This window comes from Providencia sp. 2024EL-00732, from assembly GCF_044006275.1.
Taxonomy (GTDB): Bacteria; Pseudomonadota; Gammaproteobacteria; order Enterobacterales; family Enterobacteriaceae; genus Providencia; species Providencia huashanensis.
Genome location: NZ_JBIPDG010000007.1, coordinates 39,094 through 58,235, shown reverse-complemented (window position 1 = coordinate 58,235; position 19,142 = coordinate 39,094). Strand labels below are relative to the sequence as shown.

The 19,142-nt window shown below is 38.2% G+C and carries 15 protein-coding genes and 1 tRNA gene; 3 read left to right on the top strand and 13 right to left on the bottom strand.

All coding sequences use genetic code 11. From position 1 onward, the window contains the following. Positions 1–3: 3 nt before the first annotated feature. Entirely contained in the window at positions 4–858 is an 855-nt protein-coding gene (locus tag ACHB7C_RS12605) for a LysR substrate-binding domain-containing protein (protein WP_187550652.1), read from the top strand. A 2-nt stretch (positions 859–860) separates the two neighbouring features. Continuing rightward, on the top strand, positions 861–1,229 hold the full coding sequence (locus tag ACHB7C_RS12600; protein ID WP_395347487.1) for a DUF4440 domain-containing protein: 369 nt from the start codon (positions 861–863) through the stop codon (positions 1,227–1,229). Between the two features lie 51 nt (positions 1,230–1,280). Here ACHB7C_RS12600 and ACHB7C_RS12595 read toward each other — a convergent pair whose 3' ends face one another. Both ACHB7C_RS12595 and ACHB7C_RS12590 read right to left on the bottom strand, forming a co-directional pair. Further along, entirely contained in the window at positions 1,281–2,246 is a 966-nt protein-coding gene (locus ACHB7C_RS12595) for an agmatinase (protein WP_240133343.1), read from the bottom strand. Positions 2,247–2,284: 38 nt separating this feature from the next. Then, the gene (locus tag ACHB7C_RS12590; protein ID WP_048608321.1) at positions 2,285–3,505 is read right to left on the bottom strand and encodes a sodium/glutamate symporter; all 1,221 of its coding nucleotides are present in this window, start codon (positions 3,503–3,505) and stop codon (positions 2,285–2,287) included. A gap of 281 nt (positions 3,506–3,786) precedes the next feature. Here ACHB7C_RS12590 and ACHB7C_RS12585 point away from each other — a divergent pair, with 281 nt between their 5' ends. Further along, positions 3,787–4,662 (top strand): LysR family transcriptional regulator, encoded by an 876-nt coding sequence (locus ACHB7C_RS12585; RefSeq protein ID WP_129466851.1) that lies wholly within the window; start codon positions 3,787–3,789, stop codon positions 4,660–4,662. A 64-nt stretch (positions 4,663–4,726) separates the two neighbouring features. Here the strand turns inward: ACHB7C_RS12585 and fbaA are convergent, their stop codons facing one another. From fbaA to ACHB7C_RS12530, 11 genes are all read right to left on the bottom strand, one after another. Continuing rightward, positions 4,727–5,803: a class II fructose-bisphosphate aldolase gene (fbaA, locus tag ACHB7C_RS12580; protein WP_042846877.1), complete on the bottom strand. Its 1,077-nt coding sequence runs from the start codon at positions 5,801–5,803 to the stop codon at positions 4,727–4,729. 60 nt (positions 5,804–5,863) lie between these two features. Then, entirely contained in the window at positions 5,864–7,027 is a 1,164-nt protein-coding gene (pgk, locus tag ACHB7C_RS12575; protein ID WP_166685884.1) for a phosphoglycerate kinase, read from the bottom strand. A 96-nt stretch (positions 7,028–7,123) separates the two neighbouring features. Next, on the bottom strand, positions 7,124–8,152 hold the full coding sequence (gene epd / locus ACHB7C_RS12570; protein WP_042846879.1) for an erythrose-4-phosphate dehydrogenase: 1,029 nt from the start codon (positions 8,150–8,152) through the stop codon (positions 7,124–7,126). Between the two features lie 491 nt (positions 8,153–8,643). Then, positions 8,644–10,638, bottom strand: a complete 1,995-nt coding sequence (tkt, locus tag ACHB7C_RS12565) for a transketolase (protein ID WP_042846880.1) — start codon at positions 10,636–10,638, stop codon at positions 8,644–8,646. Between the two features lie 603 nt (positions 10,639–11,241). After that, positions 11,242–11,931: a hypothetical protein gene (locus ACHB7C_RS12560; RefSeq protein ID WP_042847024.1), complete on the bottom strand. Its 690-nt coding sequence runs from the start codon at positions 11,929–11,931 to the stop codon at positions 11,242–11,244. Positions 11,932–11,965: 34 nt separating this feature from the next. Further along, complete coding sequence (locus ACHB7C_RS12555) at positions 11,966–13,582, bottom strand: fimbrial protein (RefSeq protein WP_349483907.1); 1,617 nt, start codon at positions 13,580–13,582, stop codon at positions 11,966–11,968. Between the two features lie 7 nt (positions 13,583–13,589). Then, positions 13,590–16,088 carry a TcfC E-set like domain-containing protein gene (locus ACHB7C_RS12550; RefSeq protein ID WP_166685883.1) on the bottom strand — a complete coding sequence of 833 codons (2,499 nt, stop codon included), beginning with the start codon at positions 16,086–16,088 and terminating at the stop codon, positions 13,590–13,592. A gap of 18 nt (positions 16,089–16,106) precedes the next feature. Continuing rightward, on the bottom strand, positions 16,107–16,790 hold the full coding sequence (locus tag ACHB7C_RS12545) for a hypothetical protein (protein WP_048608337.1): 684 nt from the start codon (positions 16,788–16,790) through the stop codon (positions 16,107–16,109). A gap of 91 nt (positions 16,791–16,881) precedes the next feature. Continuing rightward, positions 16,882–17,487 carry a common pilus major fimbrillin subunit EcpA gene (locus tag ACHB7C_RS12540; RefSeq protein ID WP_395347482.1) on the bottom strand — a complete coding sequence of 202 codons (606 nt, stop codon included), beginning with the start codon at positions 17,485–17,487 and terminating at the stop codon, positions 16,882–16,884. A 131-nt stretch (positions 17,488–17,618) separates the two neighbouring features. Continuing rightward, positions 17,619–17,939 carry a helix-turn-helix transcriptional regulator gene (locus tag ACHB7C_RS12535; RefSeq protein ID WP_042846884.1) on the bottom strand — a complete coding sequence of 107 codons (321 nt, stop codon included), beginning with the start codon at positions 17,937–17,939 and terminating at the stop codon, positions 17,619–17,621. Positions 17,940–18,956: 1,017 nt separating this feature from the next. Next, positions 18,957–19,033 (bottom strand) — tRNA-Asp (locus tag ACHB7C_RS12530). Positions 19,034–19,142: the final 109 nt, after the last annotated feature.

The following is a 19,142-nucleotide window of genomic DNA, read 5'->3' as shown; positions in this document are numbered from 1 at the left end:
AAAATGAATCCACTACTCAACTTTGTATTATTAAAAACCTTTGTAACGGTTGCTGAAACAGGGAATTTTACTGTTGCTTCACAGCACCTAAATTCGACGCAGTCAACATTAAGTCAACAAATACAACGTTTAGAGGTACTTGTGGAACACCCTTTATTTATACGTGGGCATCGAATACTGACACTCACAGAAACAGGGGAGATCCTACTTAGCTACGCTAAAAATATTTTAGCCCTAAATGATACTTTCTTTATGAAAATAACAGGTAATGCCGTCATCCAAACTATTCGGCTAGGTTTCCCTGAAGATTTAGCATCAGGGCAAGTCACTCCCACTTTAGCTGCTTTTATGCAGGCAAACCCGAATGTGCGCTTAGAAGTCACTAGTGGATTAAGCCGCCAATTACACCAACGTTACCAACATGGTGAACTGGATTTGATCATTGTTAAGCAAAAAAAAGGCGAGTTTAAAAGCGACTATCACTGGCCAGAGCCTTTATGTTGGTTAACCAGCAGCCAAGCAAAACGGTTAAATATTGACTCCGTGCCACTGGTGGTTTTCCCTGAAAATGGCCTATACCGCAATGATATGTTTAAACTATTGGATAGTGAACAACGCCCTTGGCACATTACCTATACCTGTTCCAGCCTTGCTGGTATCCAGAGCGCTATTGCTGATGGGTTAGGCGTTAGTTTATTACCTCTACGTGCGAAACTCCCGCAACATCGGGTTTTAACAGAAGAAGAAGGTTTTCCTGTTGCTCAAGAAATGGAAATCGCCATGCATTTTCACACTAATACCTCCGATATAATTAATCAATTAGCCGAAAAACTGGCTCAACAATTAGGGGAGCGCTAGCTATGGAAGCATTATTTAATAAATTAATTGATGTAGAAAAAAAGCTACATCTTTCAACTAACCGGCAAAATATTAATTTCCTTCGTGAGGTGCTACATGAGGATTTTTTTGAATTTGGACGCTCAGGGAGGACGACGAATAAGACCAATACTTTATCCGTACTTGTTGATGAACAGCCTAAAACAATTTATTCAGAAGATTATCATTGCACGTTATTGAGTGATAATACGCTGCTAATGACCTATACCAGTTTTGAGCGACAACAAAATATTAAAATAAAGTTAACCCATCGCTCATCTATTTGGCTGAAAAACTCAAAAAACCAATGGCAATTAAGGTTTCATCAAGGGACGCCGACGGGCGGTCAATAAAGTGGGAAAATATCTCCCACTTTATGATGAGTACGATATTAGTTCGTTGAGTTATTTCTTATCAAAATACCCTGCTCGAATCGATGCGCCAATTAAATTCACGACAAAACGCCCCGCGGTCACCCCTGTTAATTTCGAGGGTATATCCTTAGCTGGGGTGATTTCGACGATATCCATCCCCACAACTCGGCCTTTTTTCACTAAGCCGTGAATTAAGCTACGCGCTTGTAAGTAAGTCACCCCGCCCGGTGCAGGGCCATCAACCCCCGGCATAATGCTTGGGTCGATACCATCAGCATCAATACTGATATAGTAATTTGAGTTATCTGGAATACGGTCTAAAATTGCCTGTATCCCCACTTCATGCAATTCGTAGGCAGGAATAACATGGGCTCCATGGTCTTTGGCAGCTTGGTAATCTGCGGGACGACCACTTCCTTGAGCACGCAAACCAATTTGGAATATTTCACCAATATGTTTCATTTCAGATGCGCGACGAATAGGGCTCGACAGGCCAGTATCTACCCCATTAACCTCTTCGCGCCAATCTAAATGAGCATCAATATGAACCAAAGTAACAGGGCCTACCTCGTCAAAACCTTGCAAAATAGGCGTGGTAATTCCATGGTCTCCACCTAAAACAATCGGTAGTGCATTTGCTCTTAATAATTGCCGAATAGCTTGTGCTGCTCGTTGGTGATGCTCTCCCAATGGTTTTGATAAGTCAGGGATGACATCACCGCAGTCGACAAATTTGATGTCTTCCCGCCCTTGTAATAATGGCCCGTCAATATCAAAATCATAATGATCTGGGTGTCTCACAATCCTATCACTCATATCACGTAGATATTGTGGAGCCCTCGACTGATCATTGGTAAAAGCATGGGCACTGTAAGCTGAGCTAAATGGCATCCCTAGTATGGCAATATCCGCTTCAATATTGGTCAAGTCAGTCACAAGCTCTGAATATAAAAATGTTTTATGACCAACATGAGGAGGTGTCGTTAATTTTTTCATATAACATAATCCTTATTAAATTTATTTTTATTTCTTAATTAGCTGCCAAATGTATTGGCTAAAAAGACAAATAATGGAACTCCGACAATATCTGTTAATACCGTTCCGGCAATAGGGATAATGATGAAGGCTTTTCGCGAAAACAGCCCATATTTATTACAAATTGCATCCATTACGACTAACCCATTTGGTGTCGCACCTAACCCATGACCAATAAACCCTGCTGACATGACAGCAGCATCATAATTTCGCCCTAATGCACGATAAACAATAAATATAGCAACGAGCACTGTTGCAATAACCTGAGTGATTAATATTATGGTTAATGGCAATGCTAATTCGTAAAGTTCCCAAAGCTTTAATTTCATCATCGCCATAACTAAAAACATTTCTAACGATATTGTTGAAATTAATACCACTGTACTACGCGATATTTTGATAATTGGTTTTCTTTCATTAAATGAATGGAAAATAACACCAACAAATAAACTAAAAATATGTCCTGGAATAGTAAACCCTGTAGCTTCACTGATCCATTTAGCTGTTGGCATACCAATAGCAAGTATTGATAAAATAACGGCCCCTGTGACGATACACTGCTGAGGCGTGACCTTATCTTCCTTACTTTCCTTTTCAGTTAAGTCATCCAAATCAATATGATCGGTTTCAATTTTTAAGTTATTTCTTTTTATCAACCAGTTTCCTACTGGCCCACCTAATATTGAGCCGGCGATCAGCCCAAATGTTGAAGCGGCGAGTCCGACATTCAGTGCTTGGTCGTAGCCAAAAGATTCGATAAGAGGAGCCAAAGAAGCCGCCATACCGTGGCCACCTTGCATGGAGGCTTGGCCCGCCATCATCGCAATTAATGGTTCGATATCTAAAACATAAGATAAGCCAAGGCTAACACCATTTTGGGCGAACGCTAGCCCCCAACAAATAACCATATACAATAATAATATCTTACCGCCACTAACAAGTAATTTAACCCCCGTCATCAAACCGATAGTGACGAAAAACACATACATAGATAAATCATATAATGTATTATCAAAACTTAGTTCTACAATATTAAATTGGTATGCTAACCACATAATGACGGAAAATATAAACCCGCCAATAACAGGGCTAGGAATCGAATACTTCATAAAAAATGGAAACTTTTTTATAATTACATTGCTCGCAATTAATAATAAGGCCCCTAATGCTGTAAATGTAATCATATCCAGTTTTATTGTTAACATTTCATCTGTGACCATAAATTAGAATCCTTTTGTATTTATATATATTTGGATTAATTATTATTTTGTGGCGCCACTTTGGTAATAATTTATTAACAACTACAACTTTAAGATATACATATCTGCTAAGAATAAAAGTGATATTTTTGATCCTATGGTTTCATAAAATGAAACCTTTTCTGAAATAAAAAATAATTTTAAAAATTAAAATAAAAACATATCAATTATGTTATTTGTGTCTCAATAGAAAGTAAGTTAAATTAACAATTAGTGATTGATTTCACGTAATAGGTATAAATATGCATAATAAAAAATTAACTGAAAAAGATTTAAAATCATTGCGGGTTTTTATTTCCGTTGCTGAGGCGGGGGGCTTTTCTATCGCAGAGAAAAAACTCAGTATGTCTAAAGCCTCAATAAGCCGTCACATCCGTGAAATTGAAGATAAATTAGGAGTACAGCTCTGTGAAAGGGGCCCCGCAGGCTTTAAACTCACAGAATCGGGTTTGTTAGTGATTGAAAAAGCTAACATGGCCTTGACAGCTTTGGATAATATTAAGACAGAAGTAGATGAGTTACATGGAGTTTTATCTGGGACACTTGTGATTGGTGTTATCGAACATATCTTGATTGACCCACTTTGCCACCTTTCATCCACCATTTCTCAATTCACCCAAGCGGCTCCCAACGTTAAATTAGAGCTGATTATACTCAACCATAACCAATTAAACCGAGCACTTAGTGATAGAACTATTCATATTGGTATTAGGGGGCAATATCATGAAAATAGCCGTTTTAATTACCAATTTTTATTTATTGAAAAACATAAGCTGTATATTTCGGCTAAAAGCGCTCCAAATAAGCACAATCTAGCATTAGTCTACCGCCCTCACCCATTCACAGAAAGTATTCTAGCTTCAGGTGAATTTAATAAAGGCCCTGAAGCTGCGGGGCTTGAAGCTGTCGCAACCTTTATTGCATCAGGTCACTATGTCGGAATATTGCCTGAAAATTACGCATCTCAAATTAATTTTCGCCATTCCCTTATAGAAGTGGAACACTCTCCCGTTTTTCATAACCGAATTTGTGCTATCACTGAAGCCAGCAAACCCCTCACACAAAGTGAGTCATTATTTTTAAAATTACTCTCACATTCAGGTGAACAACTTGATTAAACAAATAAAAAACCCCCAATAAGTCACCTTACCGGGGGTTTATTAAAAATTAAATCAGTATCAATTATAGAACATCAATACAGTTTAATTCTTTAAATGCCTGCTCTAAACGAACAACCATTGAATCTTGTGCTTTACGCAGCCATACACGTGGGTCATAGTATTTTTTGTTAGGTTTATCAGCACCCTCAGGGTTACCTAACTGACCTTGTAAATAGCCTTCGTTCTTTTTGTAGTACTGTAAGATACCATCCCAAGTAGCCCATTGGGTATCAGTATCGATGTTCATTTTGATCACACCGTAGCCTACAGCTTCTTTGATTTCTTCAGCGCTTGAACCTGAACCGCCATGGAATACGAAATCTAAACTGTTGTGTGGCAGGTTATATTTCTCAGAAACATAGTCTTGTGAATTACGCAGAATTTTTGGCGTTAACTGTACGTTACCTGGTTTATAAACACCATGGACGTTACCAAATGAAGCCGCAATAGTGAAACGAGGGCTAATTGCGCTCAGTTTCTCATAGGCGTATGCAACATCTTCTGGTTGAGTATACAGTTCTGAGCTATCCATACCAGTGTTATCAACACCGTCTTCTTCACCGCCAGTACAGCCTAATTCGATTTCCAGAGTCATATCGATTTTAGCCATACGCGCTAAGTATTTAGAACAGATTTCAATGTTTTCTTCTAAAGATTCTTCTGATAAGTCAATCATATGGGAAGAAAACAGTGGTTTACCTGTTTTCGCATAGTGTTTTTCACCTGCATCCAGTAAACCGTCAATCCATGGCAGTAATTTACGTGCGCAGTGGTCAGTATGCAGAATAACTGGAACACCGTAATGTTCTGCCATTTGATGTACGTGATAAGCACCTGAGATTGCACCTAAAATTGCTGCTTGTTGCCCTTCTGCTTTCAGGCCTTTACCTGCGATAAATGCAGCACCACCATTTGAAAACTGAACGATAACTGGTGCACGTACTTTTGCAGCTGCTTCAAGTACCGCATTAATTGAATCAGTACCAACACAGTTCACTGCTGGCAATGCAAAGTTATTTTCTTTGGCAACTGCGAAAACTTTCTGTACATCATCACCCGTGATAACACCCGGTTTAACAAAATCAAAAATTTTAGACATGTGAAAAGGTCCTGTGGTGAACAGGCAGCCTACGCTGCCTGTTGTGTATGAAAAAATTAATTACGATTTAGCTCGTTCTTCTAGCATCACAACGGCAGGGAGTTTCTTACCTTCAACGAACTCAAGGAAAGCACCACCGCCCGTAGAGATATATGAAATTTTGTCAGCGATACCGAATAAATCGATAGCTGCTAAGGTGTCACCACCTCCTGCGATAGAGAATGCGTCGCTATCTGCGATTGCTCTCGCCACAATTTCAGTTCCTTTGCGGAAATTAGGGAACTCAAACACGCCAACAGGGCCATTCCATAAAATGGTTTTTGCATTTTTGAGGATTTCGGCCAAACGCTCTGCTGACTTATCACCTAAATCCAGAATTTGCTCGTCATCTTTAATTTCAGTGCTTGATTTTAATGTTGCTTCTGCGGTTTCTGAAAACTCGGTTGCAACACGGACATCAGTCGGCACTGGAATTTGGCAGTTAGCCAGTAGTTTTTTCGCTTCTGGGATTAAATCATCTTCATACAAAGAGCGACCAACATTGTTCCCTTCAGCTGCGATGAAGGTATTTGCAATCCCCCCACCTACAATCAGTTGGTCAGCAATTTTAGACAGAGAATCTAATACTGTCAGTTTAGTGGATACTTTAGAGCCACCCACAATCGCCACCATTGGACGTGCAGGGTTACCCAATGCTTTACCCAGTGCTTCCAGTTCATTGCTTAACAGTGGACCCGCACAAGCAACTGGAGAGAATTTTGCAACGCCATGAGTTGACGCTTGCGCACGGTGAGCCGTACCAAATGCATCCATGACATATACATCACATAGTGCTGCATATTGTTTTGATAGCGTTTCATCGTCTTTTTTCTCGCCTTTATTAAAGCGAACGTTTTCCAGAACAACTAATTCGCCATCTGCGATTTCGACGCCGTTTAAGTAGTCTTTAACTAAACGAACAGGGTAATCAATTTTGTCGGCCAGATAGTCAACAACAGGTTGCAGTGAAAACTCTTCGTTGTACTCGCCTTCGGTCGGGCGACCAAGGTGAGAAGTGACCATGACTTTAGCGCCTTGTTTAAGAGCAGCTTCAATGGTTGGTAATGAAGCACGAATACGTGCATCAGAAGTAACTTTGCCATCTTTTACAGGGACGTTTAAGTCAGAACGGATGAAAACACGTTTACCCGCTAAGTCTAAATCGGTCATCTTAATTACAGACATGGTGAATCCTCTTGTTGATTCTCTATAAAGTTGCTATTAACTACTGCGCGGAAGCTATCTAGGATAGTGTCCGTTGTCTGTCAGTAGCCAATTAGTTTAAACCTGTTCGCCGAAACCGACGGCTGCCATCGCTAGTGTAGTATCTAGCATCCGGTTAGCAAACCCCCATTCGTTATCACACCAAACCAGGGTTTTAATTAAATGTTTTCCGCTAACTCGCGTTTGCGTACCATCAATGATAGCACTGTGCGGGTCATGATTAAAATCCATCGACACGAGCGGTAATTCTGTGTAGTCCACTATACCACGAAAATGCCCTTGTGCAGCGCTTCGCAATAGTTGGTTCACTTTTTCGACGCAAACATCGTCATGTACGGTAACACTCAAATCAATCGCTGTCACATTGGTCGTGGGTACACGGACGGAAATCGCTTCAAAGTGATCTTTAAATTTAGGGAAAATACGGGTAATCCCCGCAGCTAATTTGGTGTCAACTGGAATAATCGACTGGCTTGCCGCACGTGTTCTGCGTAAATCTTTATGATAAGCATCGATAACGGGTTGGTCATTCATGGAGGCGTGGATAGTGGTCACAGTGCCCGATTCAATGCCAAAGCTGTCATCCAGTAATTTGATAATCGGGATAATGCAATTTGTCGTACAAGACGCGTTAGAAACAATGTTATCGCTTGCCGTTAAGCTTTCATGATTAACCCCATACACGATCGTGGCATCAAGGTCATCCGTACCGGGGTGTGAAAATAATACTTTTTTTGCCCCTGCGGTTAAATGTTGCAAGCCATCATCCCGCGAGCCATAAACCCCACTACAATCAAGAACGATATCAATGCCTAATTCTTTCCAAGGTAGCTCACCAATATCGGCTTGGTGAAATAAGCGAATGTTGTCATCACCAACCTGTAAAAGTTCACCGCTAAGCCTTACATCCCACGCAAACCGCCCATGACTAGAGTCATACTTTAGCAAGTGCGCAACCCCTTCCGGTTCAGCGAGTTCATTAATTGCGATAACTTGAACTTCGGCTCGGCGGCTAGTTTCATATAACGCCCGTAATACACTGCGACCGATTCGGCCAAAGCCATTAATTGCTACCCTGATAGCCATTGCGTACCTTGTATATAAGCAAAATCATACGGTTGCTAAAGACTGCTGACGCATGTGAGTTTATTTTCAACTTACCCCGTAAACAGACTTTAGTCATGATATTTAAACCTGTGATTTGAAGTCATTAGCTGCTAACTATTTAGTATAAAACATAAGCACTTACTACATTCAAACCTGAAGTGAGTCACTAAAATAACCAGAGAACTTCAGCAGGCCATAAGGATAACTGACTCACATTAACTCTACTGCTCATTTTAACAGTCAAACATCAAAAATGTGCTACAACCGACATTTTTTGAAAAAATTTTCATTCTACGCTACTCAACTGAAACGCTTCAGCTTATCTAGAGTTAGATTAAGGGATATATTTACAGAACGCAATAGAAAAGCAGATATTCATGCACAAAAAAACAACGCCCAACTCATCGTCAAGCGTTGTTAAGTCACATAACCGGAATTAGCCGTAAACCCCTGCTAATTCCTTAACATTTTTATTTCAATAAAGACTTAGCCGCTTCAACCGCTTTTTCTACGGTAATGCCAAACTCTTTGAATAGCTCTTCAGCCGGTGCAGACTCACCAAAAGAATGCATACCGATGATGGCGCCATTTAAGCCTGTATATTTGAACCAGTAATCGGCAATACCAGCTTCAATAGCAACACGTGCGCTAACATTTGCAGGTAATACCGCTTCACGGTAAGCCGCATCTTGTTTATCGAATGCATCGGTAGAAGGCATGGATACAACACGAACTTTACGGCCTTCTGCTGACAGTTGTTCTGCCGCTTTAACCGCTAATTCCACTTCAGAACCTGTCGCAATAAAGATTAGCTCAGGAGTGCCCGCGCAATCTTTCAGGATGTAAGCACCTTTCTCGATATTCGCTAGTTGCTCAGCAGTACGTGGCTGTTGCTCTAAATTCTGACGAGAGAAAATCAGTGCGCTTGGGCCATCTTTACGCTCAATGGCATATTTCCATGCAACCGCAGATTCAACTTGGTCACAAGGACGCCATGTGCTGAGGTTTGGAGTAACGCGCAGGCTAGCTAACTGTTCAACTGGTTGGTGAGTTGGACCGTCTTCCCCCAGACCAATAGAATCATGTGTATAAACGAAGATGCTGCGAATTTTCATTAACGCGGCCATACGAACAGCATTACGTGCGTATTCAACAAACATCAGGAATGTTGCACCGTAAGGGATGAAACCACCATGTAATGCAATACCATTCATGATAGCTGACATACCAAATTCGCGTACACCGTAATGAATGTAGTTACCTGCAAGGTCAACATTCAATGCTTTCGAACCTGACCACATGGTCAAGTTACTTGGCGCTAAGTCCGCAGACCCACCCATAAATTCAGGTAATACTTTACCAAACGCTTCTAAAGCATTTTGTGATGCTTTACGGCTTGCAATGTTCGCTGGGTTTTGTTGTAGGTTTTCAACAAACTGTTTCGCTTCAACATCAAAGTTTGCTGGTAATTCACCGTTCATACGACGAGTAAACTCAGCCGCTAACTCAGGGAACTGAGCGGTATACGCTGCGAATTTTTTATCCCATGCGCTTTGTTTTTCTTTACCTGCAACACGCGCGTCCCAAGCTTCATAAATATCTTTAGGGATTTCGAATGGGCCGTAGTTCCAACCTAATGCTTCACGTGTTGCTGCAATTTCTGCATCACCCAAAGGTGCACCATGGACAGACTCAGAACCCGCTTTATTTGGCGAACCAAAACCAATAATGGTTTTGCACATAATCAGCGTTGGTTTGTCTGTTTGGTTTTTCGCTTCATTAACAGCCGCATTGATTTGCGCTGCATCGTGACCATCAATATCACGGATCACATGCCAGCCATAAGATTCGAAACGTGCTGCTGTATCATCAGTAAACCAACCTTCAACTTCACCATCAATCGAGATGCCGTTGTCGTCATAAAAAGCGATCAGTTTATTTAATTTGAGAGTACCCGCTAAAGAACAGGCTTCATGAGAGATACCTTCCATCATACAGCCATCACCCATGAAAACATAAGTATGGTGATCAACAATATCATGGCTAGGACGGTTGAATTGCGCTGCTAATGTGCGCTCTGCGATAGCAAAACCGACTGCATTTGCAATGCCTTGCCCTAAAGGACCTGTCGTAGTTTCAACACCTGGAGTATAACCATATTCAGGGTGACCCGGTGTTTTAGAATGTAATTGGCGGAAGTTTTTTAACTCTTCAATAGGTAAATCATAACCTGCAAGATGCAACAAGCTATAAATTAACATAGAGCCATGACCATTGGATAATACAAAGCGGTCACGGTTCGCCCAGTGTGGGTCTGCTGGGTTATGATTCATATGGTCACGCCACAGCACTTCAGCAATATCAGCCATGCCCATTGGCGCGCCAGGATGCCCTGATTTTGCTTTTTGAACCGCATCCATACTTAGAAAGCGGATAGCATTAGCAAGGGTTTTACGAGTCGTCATCAGTATACTCCAGGTAGGATAAAAACGTACTTAAACCAATTTTTACAACGCGATATAAATACTTCTACTTCTATTAACACCTACACACCAACCATTCAGTTTATCAATGCATAACAACTTTTTCAGTCTTTTAACTGATACCATTAGCCACAAGAGCTTACACATGACAACTTGAATATTATGAGCAGAGTGATTGAAAGTAACGTAATTCCATTCATACCGCAATATTTGCTATGTTCATGGCAGCAGATCGAAAAAAATTAAACTGCTGCAAAGCTGAATCCATTCCATTGCGCAAAATATCCCTTAGGGCTTACATTTTTGCGCAATTGACTAGTCTTATTAAACCTGAGTTCACGGTCTGGGATCAAGGTGATTTATCCATCTTAAGCATTTAGCTGCCACAATAGTGATAATAGGCAAAGTTTTAGGCAAAAAAAGTATGAAAAACTACCGACTGCTTCCGAGTGTAAACCTAAGCAAGGTTGGCTCCAAAAGGGGTTATATTTCAAATCATAAGAAAAAAGCCAGAGACTGGCTAATCTCTGGCTTATCATTGGCCCATACTGAAAAATAGCCCGCTTGATGAGTGGCTTTCTTACTCTACTTAGCCCCTTCGCAGTTACCAATTGAATAATATTTATTAAAAATAACGATATACTTACGGCTTTTCTTTTTCATACTACTATCACGAAACTCTTGCTGAGGTAGTAGATACAGCATTAATGGCACCTCATTTTCATCAACCTCACAGCTTTGATGAATCAATACACGAAAATAAGTATTTCCTGTATTTTTCAATACGCCGCTATCACTATTTATTTCATATTTAAAATCAATATTTTTAGGCCTTACCACAAAGTAAGTTTCCAAACTGACTGTTGGATAAAATAAAGATTGTCGGTTTTGCCTGTTATCACTTTGAACATCAAGGGCTGTTTCACTAATCACAATCTTATAGTAACGTTCTTTATTATCTTCTTGACCACGATAAAAAATTTTAAAATATTCCTGTTCTCCTGGTAGTAGGACTTTTTTCAATGGAGTGAAAATAATTTCCCCATCCTTAATCGCGTTTCCTTGTTCTTTTTCGTTTGGTTTATCAATTTGATAAGCACTAAAAGTATATAAATTTACCTTTTTCGTATCATTAACATACGGTTTTGAAAAAAAACTATTATTAGGTTCTAATGAAGAAATATCCGAACTCAAATAAAGCGCATATGCCTTTCCAAAAAATAAAAGCAATAGTAACAACAAGCTACTGAATAATTGTTTTCTACGTACTTTCATTATTATATTAGCGGACAGGAGCATCGACTTAATATTACAAATGTACATCTGGTCCCGTCCAAGTCGCTTTTACAGCCACAGTTCCACTTGCCGATACCGTTCCTAGCCAATCAATACCATCTAACGTAAACAAAGAGTTTGAATCATTCATTGGGAACCGTAAATCTAAGTTGGTACGATAAAAAGAGCCTAAATCTTGATTGGGAATATCCCATGGAGTTTCCGTCCATAATGCATTATCCATAGAGACTTCCGTGCCATCGCAACTTGAACGATAAGACTCCTCAACTCCCGATGCGTTCTTAAACGAAAGGTAAGCTGGAAAAGGGACATGGAACTTATCATCATCCGAACTAAATAAGCAGTAAGCTTGCCCACTCACATTAACCGTAGGCCCCTCTACTCTAGCGGTAATTGAGTCGGCCTGCCTTGGACCACTTGTTGTTACAATATAATTAAACTCAATTGCAGGTTCATTGGCTCCAACTTTACCTGTTTTTGACGGATTTGGAATAAAATCAGAAGGAACAATACTGATACTATAGTCACGAGGCTTAATCACTAACTGATTTGAGGGGGTAAATTCATAATATCCCGATTGTGGCGCTGCAGCTGGGTTAGTAAATGAAAAAGTAAAGAAATCCTGGCTATTAGTAAAATCGACGTTGTTCGTAATTAACTGCTTAAAAAACGTATTGGAAAAAAAGATAGATACGGAATCATTCGAAGTTTTGAAATAAGTGCTTGCTGCGTAAGTAGAATTATAATTCCGCCAAATATTTGACCCATCATCAGGACCAATTTTTATTGATGCACCCGCTGGCGTAAATGGAATTAACGTTGAGTTAACTTTTAAACTCAATAAGATATTTGCAAAAATATCCCCTGATGTCTCATGCTTAACAACTTGGCATATCAAGCCATTCACATTAGCAACAATGCCAATCCGGCAAAATTGAGCCCCTGGCCCCAAACTTGGATTACCATTGCTATCAATATAAACCTCTTGCATCGCACCTGTTGAGCTCAACTTTATATGCCCTGCCTTCGTCATCGTAAATTCATGAGAAGCAATAATATTTCCACCGACTCCTTGGCAGGTCTCGCCCTTAGAAGGGTCATAATCAATATTTGTCATGCAGGCACGATAACTATATGTCTCAACCGCACCAACAGGGAGTTTCTGAAAATATTGGTAAGTCGACTCACTAAATATACCTCGAGCATAAATGCCTTCACCTAAGGTGTCAGATTGCACTATCTTATATGCACCGTTTTTTCCAATATATTGAGCTGGCCAATAACCGCTATCACGATGACAGTAATTACGCATACAGCGGTTACCAATAAACGGGCTGTCGATGGGGGAGTTTTCAAACCAAATATCTACATTTTGGTTTGCTCTAATGGCAGTATTGGTATACCCCATATAACCTAAGCTCTCCTGTGATTTTGCTGAATAACGGGAAAACTTATTCGCCCCTGTAAATCGTGGGTCTAATGATCTGGGAGTAACGAAGTATTCATCATCTATCCCATTTTCAATAAAAACATAGGAATTACTAAGGGCTATCGCTATGACAGAGGAACTATAAAAGCCACTAAGCAATGCTAACACCGGAAGTAATGTATACATTATTTTATTTATCATAAAATTCTCATTGTCTTAATGCGACGGTTTTCTGTGGATCACAGGTTACATCACCTAACCATAACGCCCCTCTAGCACCCTCTAAATTCAAATCAGCTTCGCAAATTGTTTGCTCATCTTCTTGTAAAAGAGAAATAACGGGGTAACGAATATCGACATCCATCGAAAATTCGCCATTATGATCTGTTTTTGTTCGGCCAATATGATTGCGGATTGATGCATATTTTATAAACTCACCATCAGGGGATTTAAGGCGACCAAATACCGTGACTAATTGCCTGACCTCTGGTTTATAAAAAGCGATATTTCCAGGGTATAAAGTGACAGATTTATTTCGTCCAGAGACAATATCAAAACTATCTTTAGACTTAGCGTCATTCATTAATTGAATGTCATAATCAGAATAAGGTGATAATGGGATAAATGTGTTCGTACCACTAATTGGATAACTTTGCCCATTAACACGAGCTGTCATACTCCCCGCGCCATGTATATCCGAATGGATAATAACACCCGACTTCCCTTGTTGACCGCTCGGCATAACTGTTCCATTGCTATATGCAACAGCACCTCTTGAGGTAAAATTACCATTTATTCTATTGCTGTCAGGTCGGTTAATAGTCACCATGCCCGAGTTATATTTAGTTTCATAAGAGGCGTAACCCATGGTTGAGAAATCAGACTCCCCATTATTTTTATCTCTAACCAACTTAGAAACTGAGCCGCCTATATTCGTAATTGCCGAATTTTCAAAATTTTTATTAGCATAAATATTTGCTTTCATGTTGCCATTACTTGATGAAAGCCCAGTGCTTAACCATGTTGATAAAGGTAATGAAAAATCAAGGCTAATAAATTTTTCATTCATACTTTTTTGGTCATCATAGTGGTAACGCTGTACGCCTGTTCTTAAGCCAACCGTACCATAGCGGCCTGAAAATAGCGTATTTGCATACTCATAGTTGATAGAATCACCGCCAATACGTTTATCTGTTGTACGACTAATGGTAAATGACCCTGCTCGCTCAAAGACTTTATCAATATTTAATGTTGCACCGTAAGAGTAGCTATTTGAGTCATAGATAGGTAATTCGCCTTTTACTACCGCTTTTTCTTTTGATGCCCAAATAGAACCGTAACCATCAGGAATACTTGACGATAGGGTAGCAATATTCCGATGACTACCATGATTCTCAAACATCCCCTGCCAAGACAATGAGATATACTGATTTAAAGAAAGGTTAATGCTACTTTCATTAATCAAAAAATCATCATAGCCGTAATTAGACATCTGAATGTTAACCCCAGATAAGACAGGGAAACTTTTTGCTGCAGAAACCCCGAATAAATAACTTTGCTTGAGCGGCTCACGTTGAGTGTATTTCCCTCTCACATAACGCTTCTTATCAAAATCAACATATCCCCCGTAAATCTCCCAGTTGAGTTTGTCAAAATTGACACCTCTTCCCCCGAAAGATTTATTAATAGTTTGATGTTGAGTTGTCACAATCTTGCCATCCACAACCGTTTCAATAGTAACGTCATAGATACCAAATGGTAGAATACTGGTGTCTACTTCAAAGCTTCCCATTGGGAAATTTTGAATGTTTAATAATTTTCCATCGCGATATATACGAGCTTCACCAGGACTATTCAAAAAGACGTAAATAGGGGTTAACGAATATTTTGAATTGACCACGACACTCGAAGCATTATTACCAACTGAAACCGCATAAATTTTGCTGCTATTTAACGTTGTTAAACTAGCGATAGACTGTAAGTTCCATGTACTCATTAACCCAAGAGCGAAGCGTAACCCATTAAAATCACGCTCATACATTGCTCGATAGAGCTCAGTATTAGAGTTTGACTTTCCAATACTGTACGCCGAAGCATTAATATTGATATGATGCTCTGCGATCGCAAATAGGGTATCTAAATTAAAATAACTACTAGATGAATTTTTACCTTTTTTTATCTGACTCTGAAAAATACCGAAGTCATAATTAACAACGGAAGAGAAAGCATCAACAGACGAATTTCCAAGAGAAAATTGGCGTATTTTTTCCTGAGGAGCAAATGCATCACTATCCACATCTAAAGATAGATTAAATGAGGATACATCGAGTTGTAACCATGCATTTTTATCAACTTCAATATTATTTGTCTCATTGAAGAATGACTCTTTCTTACTTTCTAATTTTTCAATTAATAATTGGTTTAATTTTGGTCCTTGACTAGCATCAACTAAATGAATGTTCGCAAGCTTAATCTTTCCTTGTTCTACAACTATAATAGCATCTGCTATCTTATCTTCACTTTGATTCTTCTCTATATCGCTATTTAGACGTAAAAATACAGGGACAGACATACCTTCTTCCAACGCAATAACAAAAGCAGGAGGAATAATATACCCTCCAACTTTAATACGCTTTATGTCCCTAGCATAAATAGCATTTGAAAAAATAAAGCTTATTATTGATAACGTAATAATACTTTTATGCATAATTAAGCCCTAACCCTGCTATTTGACAACAATGAAATTCCCTTTGTGCCAAATACCAATACTTGTTTTTTTATTATTTACATTGACTAATTGAAGTTTCACTGCCAAGTTTGGCATCAAGTAATAACGCTCTCGACATATACCTTCAATTCCAAAAGTTATTTTTTCTGTTAAGCAAGGGCCAGATGCAACAACACGGAAAGAAGTATTTCCTAAATTAGCAACTTGGTACTTTTCATATTGATATCGAAAGTTTTCCACCCTAGGAGCGACAACAAGTATCGTGCTTATCGTCGCTGATGTTGTTGCAGAGGCTGATTTTGAACTTTTCGTTATTCCGCTTTCACTTATTGGGTCATCTTTCCAATTTAATCGGTAGTAACGTTCTTGATCATCTTTAGGACCATTATAAATAATTTTAAATATGTCTCTTGCTTTGCCCGGAAGAATAATATTCGCTGGTGTTGACAATATCTCATTAGGGTCATTAACGGGAATAACTTTTCCATTCTCTAAAGGAGAATCTATTTTTTCAATGCTTAAATTTACCAACCTTGCTGCATCGACCGTATTTTCAATTTCCTTTGACAAGGTGTTTTCTTCAGAAGAAATAATTTCTGTTATATTCCCAACATTAACAGCCAAACTATTTTTCAGTGGAATAATTGATAATAAAATGAGCGCAAGAATTGTTTTTTTCATAATAAAACTCAAATAAAAGACGATAAAGATACTATTTCCTTATATTATCTTTATCGTAATAAAGGATTTGTTATTTAATTAATGAAATAACTTATGGTGTAACAAAAGTTCCTTCCCAATTTGCAGTAAATTGAACTTTTACATCACCATCCCAAACGCCATCAGCAAGATCTTTAAATTCAGCTGCCGCACCTGCAGATTCTGCACTTGCAATAACGAATGTAAATTCACCACGGTCTGTTGCGCGGTCAGAACCATTATAAACACCATCAGCAGCTAAATTATCTAAACCAGACGTTAAACCACCAGCAACATCAATTAAAGTTGTCTCCGTTGCCGTATCTAAGTCAGTTCCATTCCATTTAACACCCACTTTTAATGTGGAGTTATCAATAGTTCTTGATAATGTATTAGCAATCACTTTTGAGGTTAATTTAAAATCTGTAGCACCTGACTGCCCTTGAATAGCAACATCAAATGCCCCATTTTGCTGATTAAAACTTTGTTGGCCTTCGGCATAATTAAATGTCAGGCTTTTTAACGGAGTAACAACTAACATACTTGTTGTATCTTTAATTGCGGTTGCTTGCCATGTTGCGGTCGCTTGTGCAGTGCGCGTATCCGCATTCGCAACAGTAGCAAAAGAAGCAGCAATAATCCCAGATAATAGTACAGACGATATTCTTTTATTAAACATTGTTATTCTCTCTAATTAAAATTAAATACATACCAAATAAAAATTACATAGTATAAAAAACACTTTTAGTTGTGTTTTTTATAAAATATAATCTTGACCACTAAAAATGTAATTAAAAAATATTTTTATTATTATTTTTTATTTAAAAAATTATCCATTAAGTAATTACTTAACAAGTAATTTTTTTTATTAGATTCTTCCTTAGCCATTTTTATATCAAAGTCATGTTCATTTTGAACAAACATTATTAGTTCAACCCAATTTTTATCGAGTATATTCAAAAGTTGACTTAGTTGATCTATGGTCAAAGATGTTTTTCCAGTTTCATAGCGTGAAATTTGTTGCTGGCTGACATGCATTAACTTTGCTAGTTGCTTTCCCGTTAGATTTTTTTCTTTTCTGGACTTTCGTAAAAAAACCCCCGCATAATAACTTAAGTTATTTACTTCCATAAGCATTTCCAAAATTTTCCCGATGACAAAATTCAAGTAAAATCATTCAATAAATGATAATCATTAATATATTTATATTTAATAGGATAAATTATTTGATAATAATTCTCTGACTATTAATTTATGCTTAATAATATAAATTGATTAAAAAACGTGTAAAAATGTTTAAACCTATCAATGTTAGAAAATCAATAGATTAACTCTATTTAGGTGTTTTTTATGAACCACATTTCAGTTTTATCACCAGATAAAACACGTAGTCAGAGTAGAAAAATGATAAGTAACTATGTGATAAGTAAATTATTTTTTGATGTGAAAATATTGTTTTTTATATTAGTAAAATAAGTTGCAAAAATTATTTTAATTAAAACATAATATATTTAATGGACATTTAAATTAATACTATTTTTCATTTTGTTACAATTTGGCATGTAATGTATAAATAAATTATTACAATAACACATAATATGAGTATTAAGGATTAATCTCTACGAAGAGATCATTATTTAGCGTTAAGATCGAGTATGATATATTTATTGATGTAAATCAAAAATGTATTCAGTTAATTTTACTCTTTTGAAGAATTTAAAAAATAAAATAATAACTAGAATAACAATCGTAACCGAAACAATTCATCAATGATATAAAAAGTACACACCCTCAACTCGCCAAATACAGCATAAAAATCGACCTATTTTAGCCCATTAAATTAATAACCAAATAAAATAGTTTCAGTAAAAAAATTGATTAACCTACCACAAAATAGGTAACCATTTGCTAAAAAACAGCTCTTATTAATAAACTGATTGTTATCTATTTAGTCATTCAGCCTTTCAATGATACAGCGCAGTTGATAGTGACAGCTCTCCATCCGATTGAACAAAGGTCTAAAATTAAACTTTTTTAGTCTAATATACAGATGGTTAAGCAACTGATAATGAAATAAAACTATTTTGACAAGATGAGATGATGAGACAAAAAAAAAGCCCCGAGTTAAAAACTCAGGGCTTTAATATTTGGCGGAACGGACGGGACTCGAACCCGCGACCCCCTGCGTGACAGGCAGGTATTCTAACCAACTGAACTACCGCTCCGGATGTTCCCTTCTGGGAACGCCAAGCATATTACGAATACTTTGCAGCCCCGTCAATACTTTTTCTTGGGAAATCGCGCAGTTGAGCAGTTTTTAGCCTTAAATAGCAC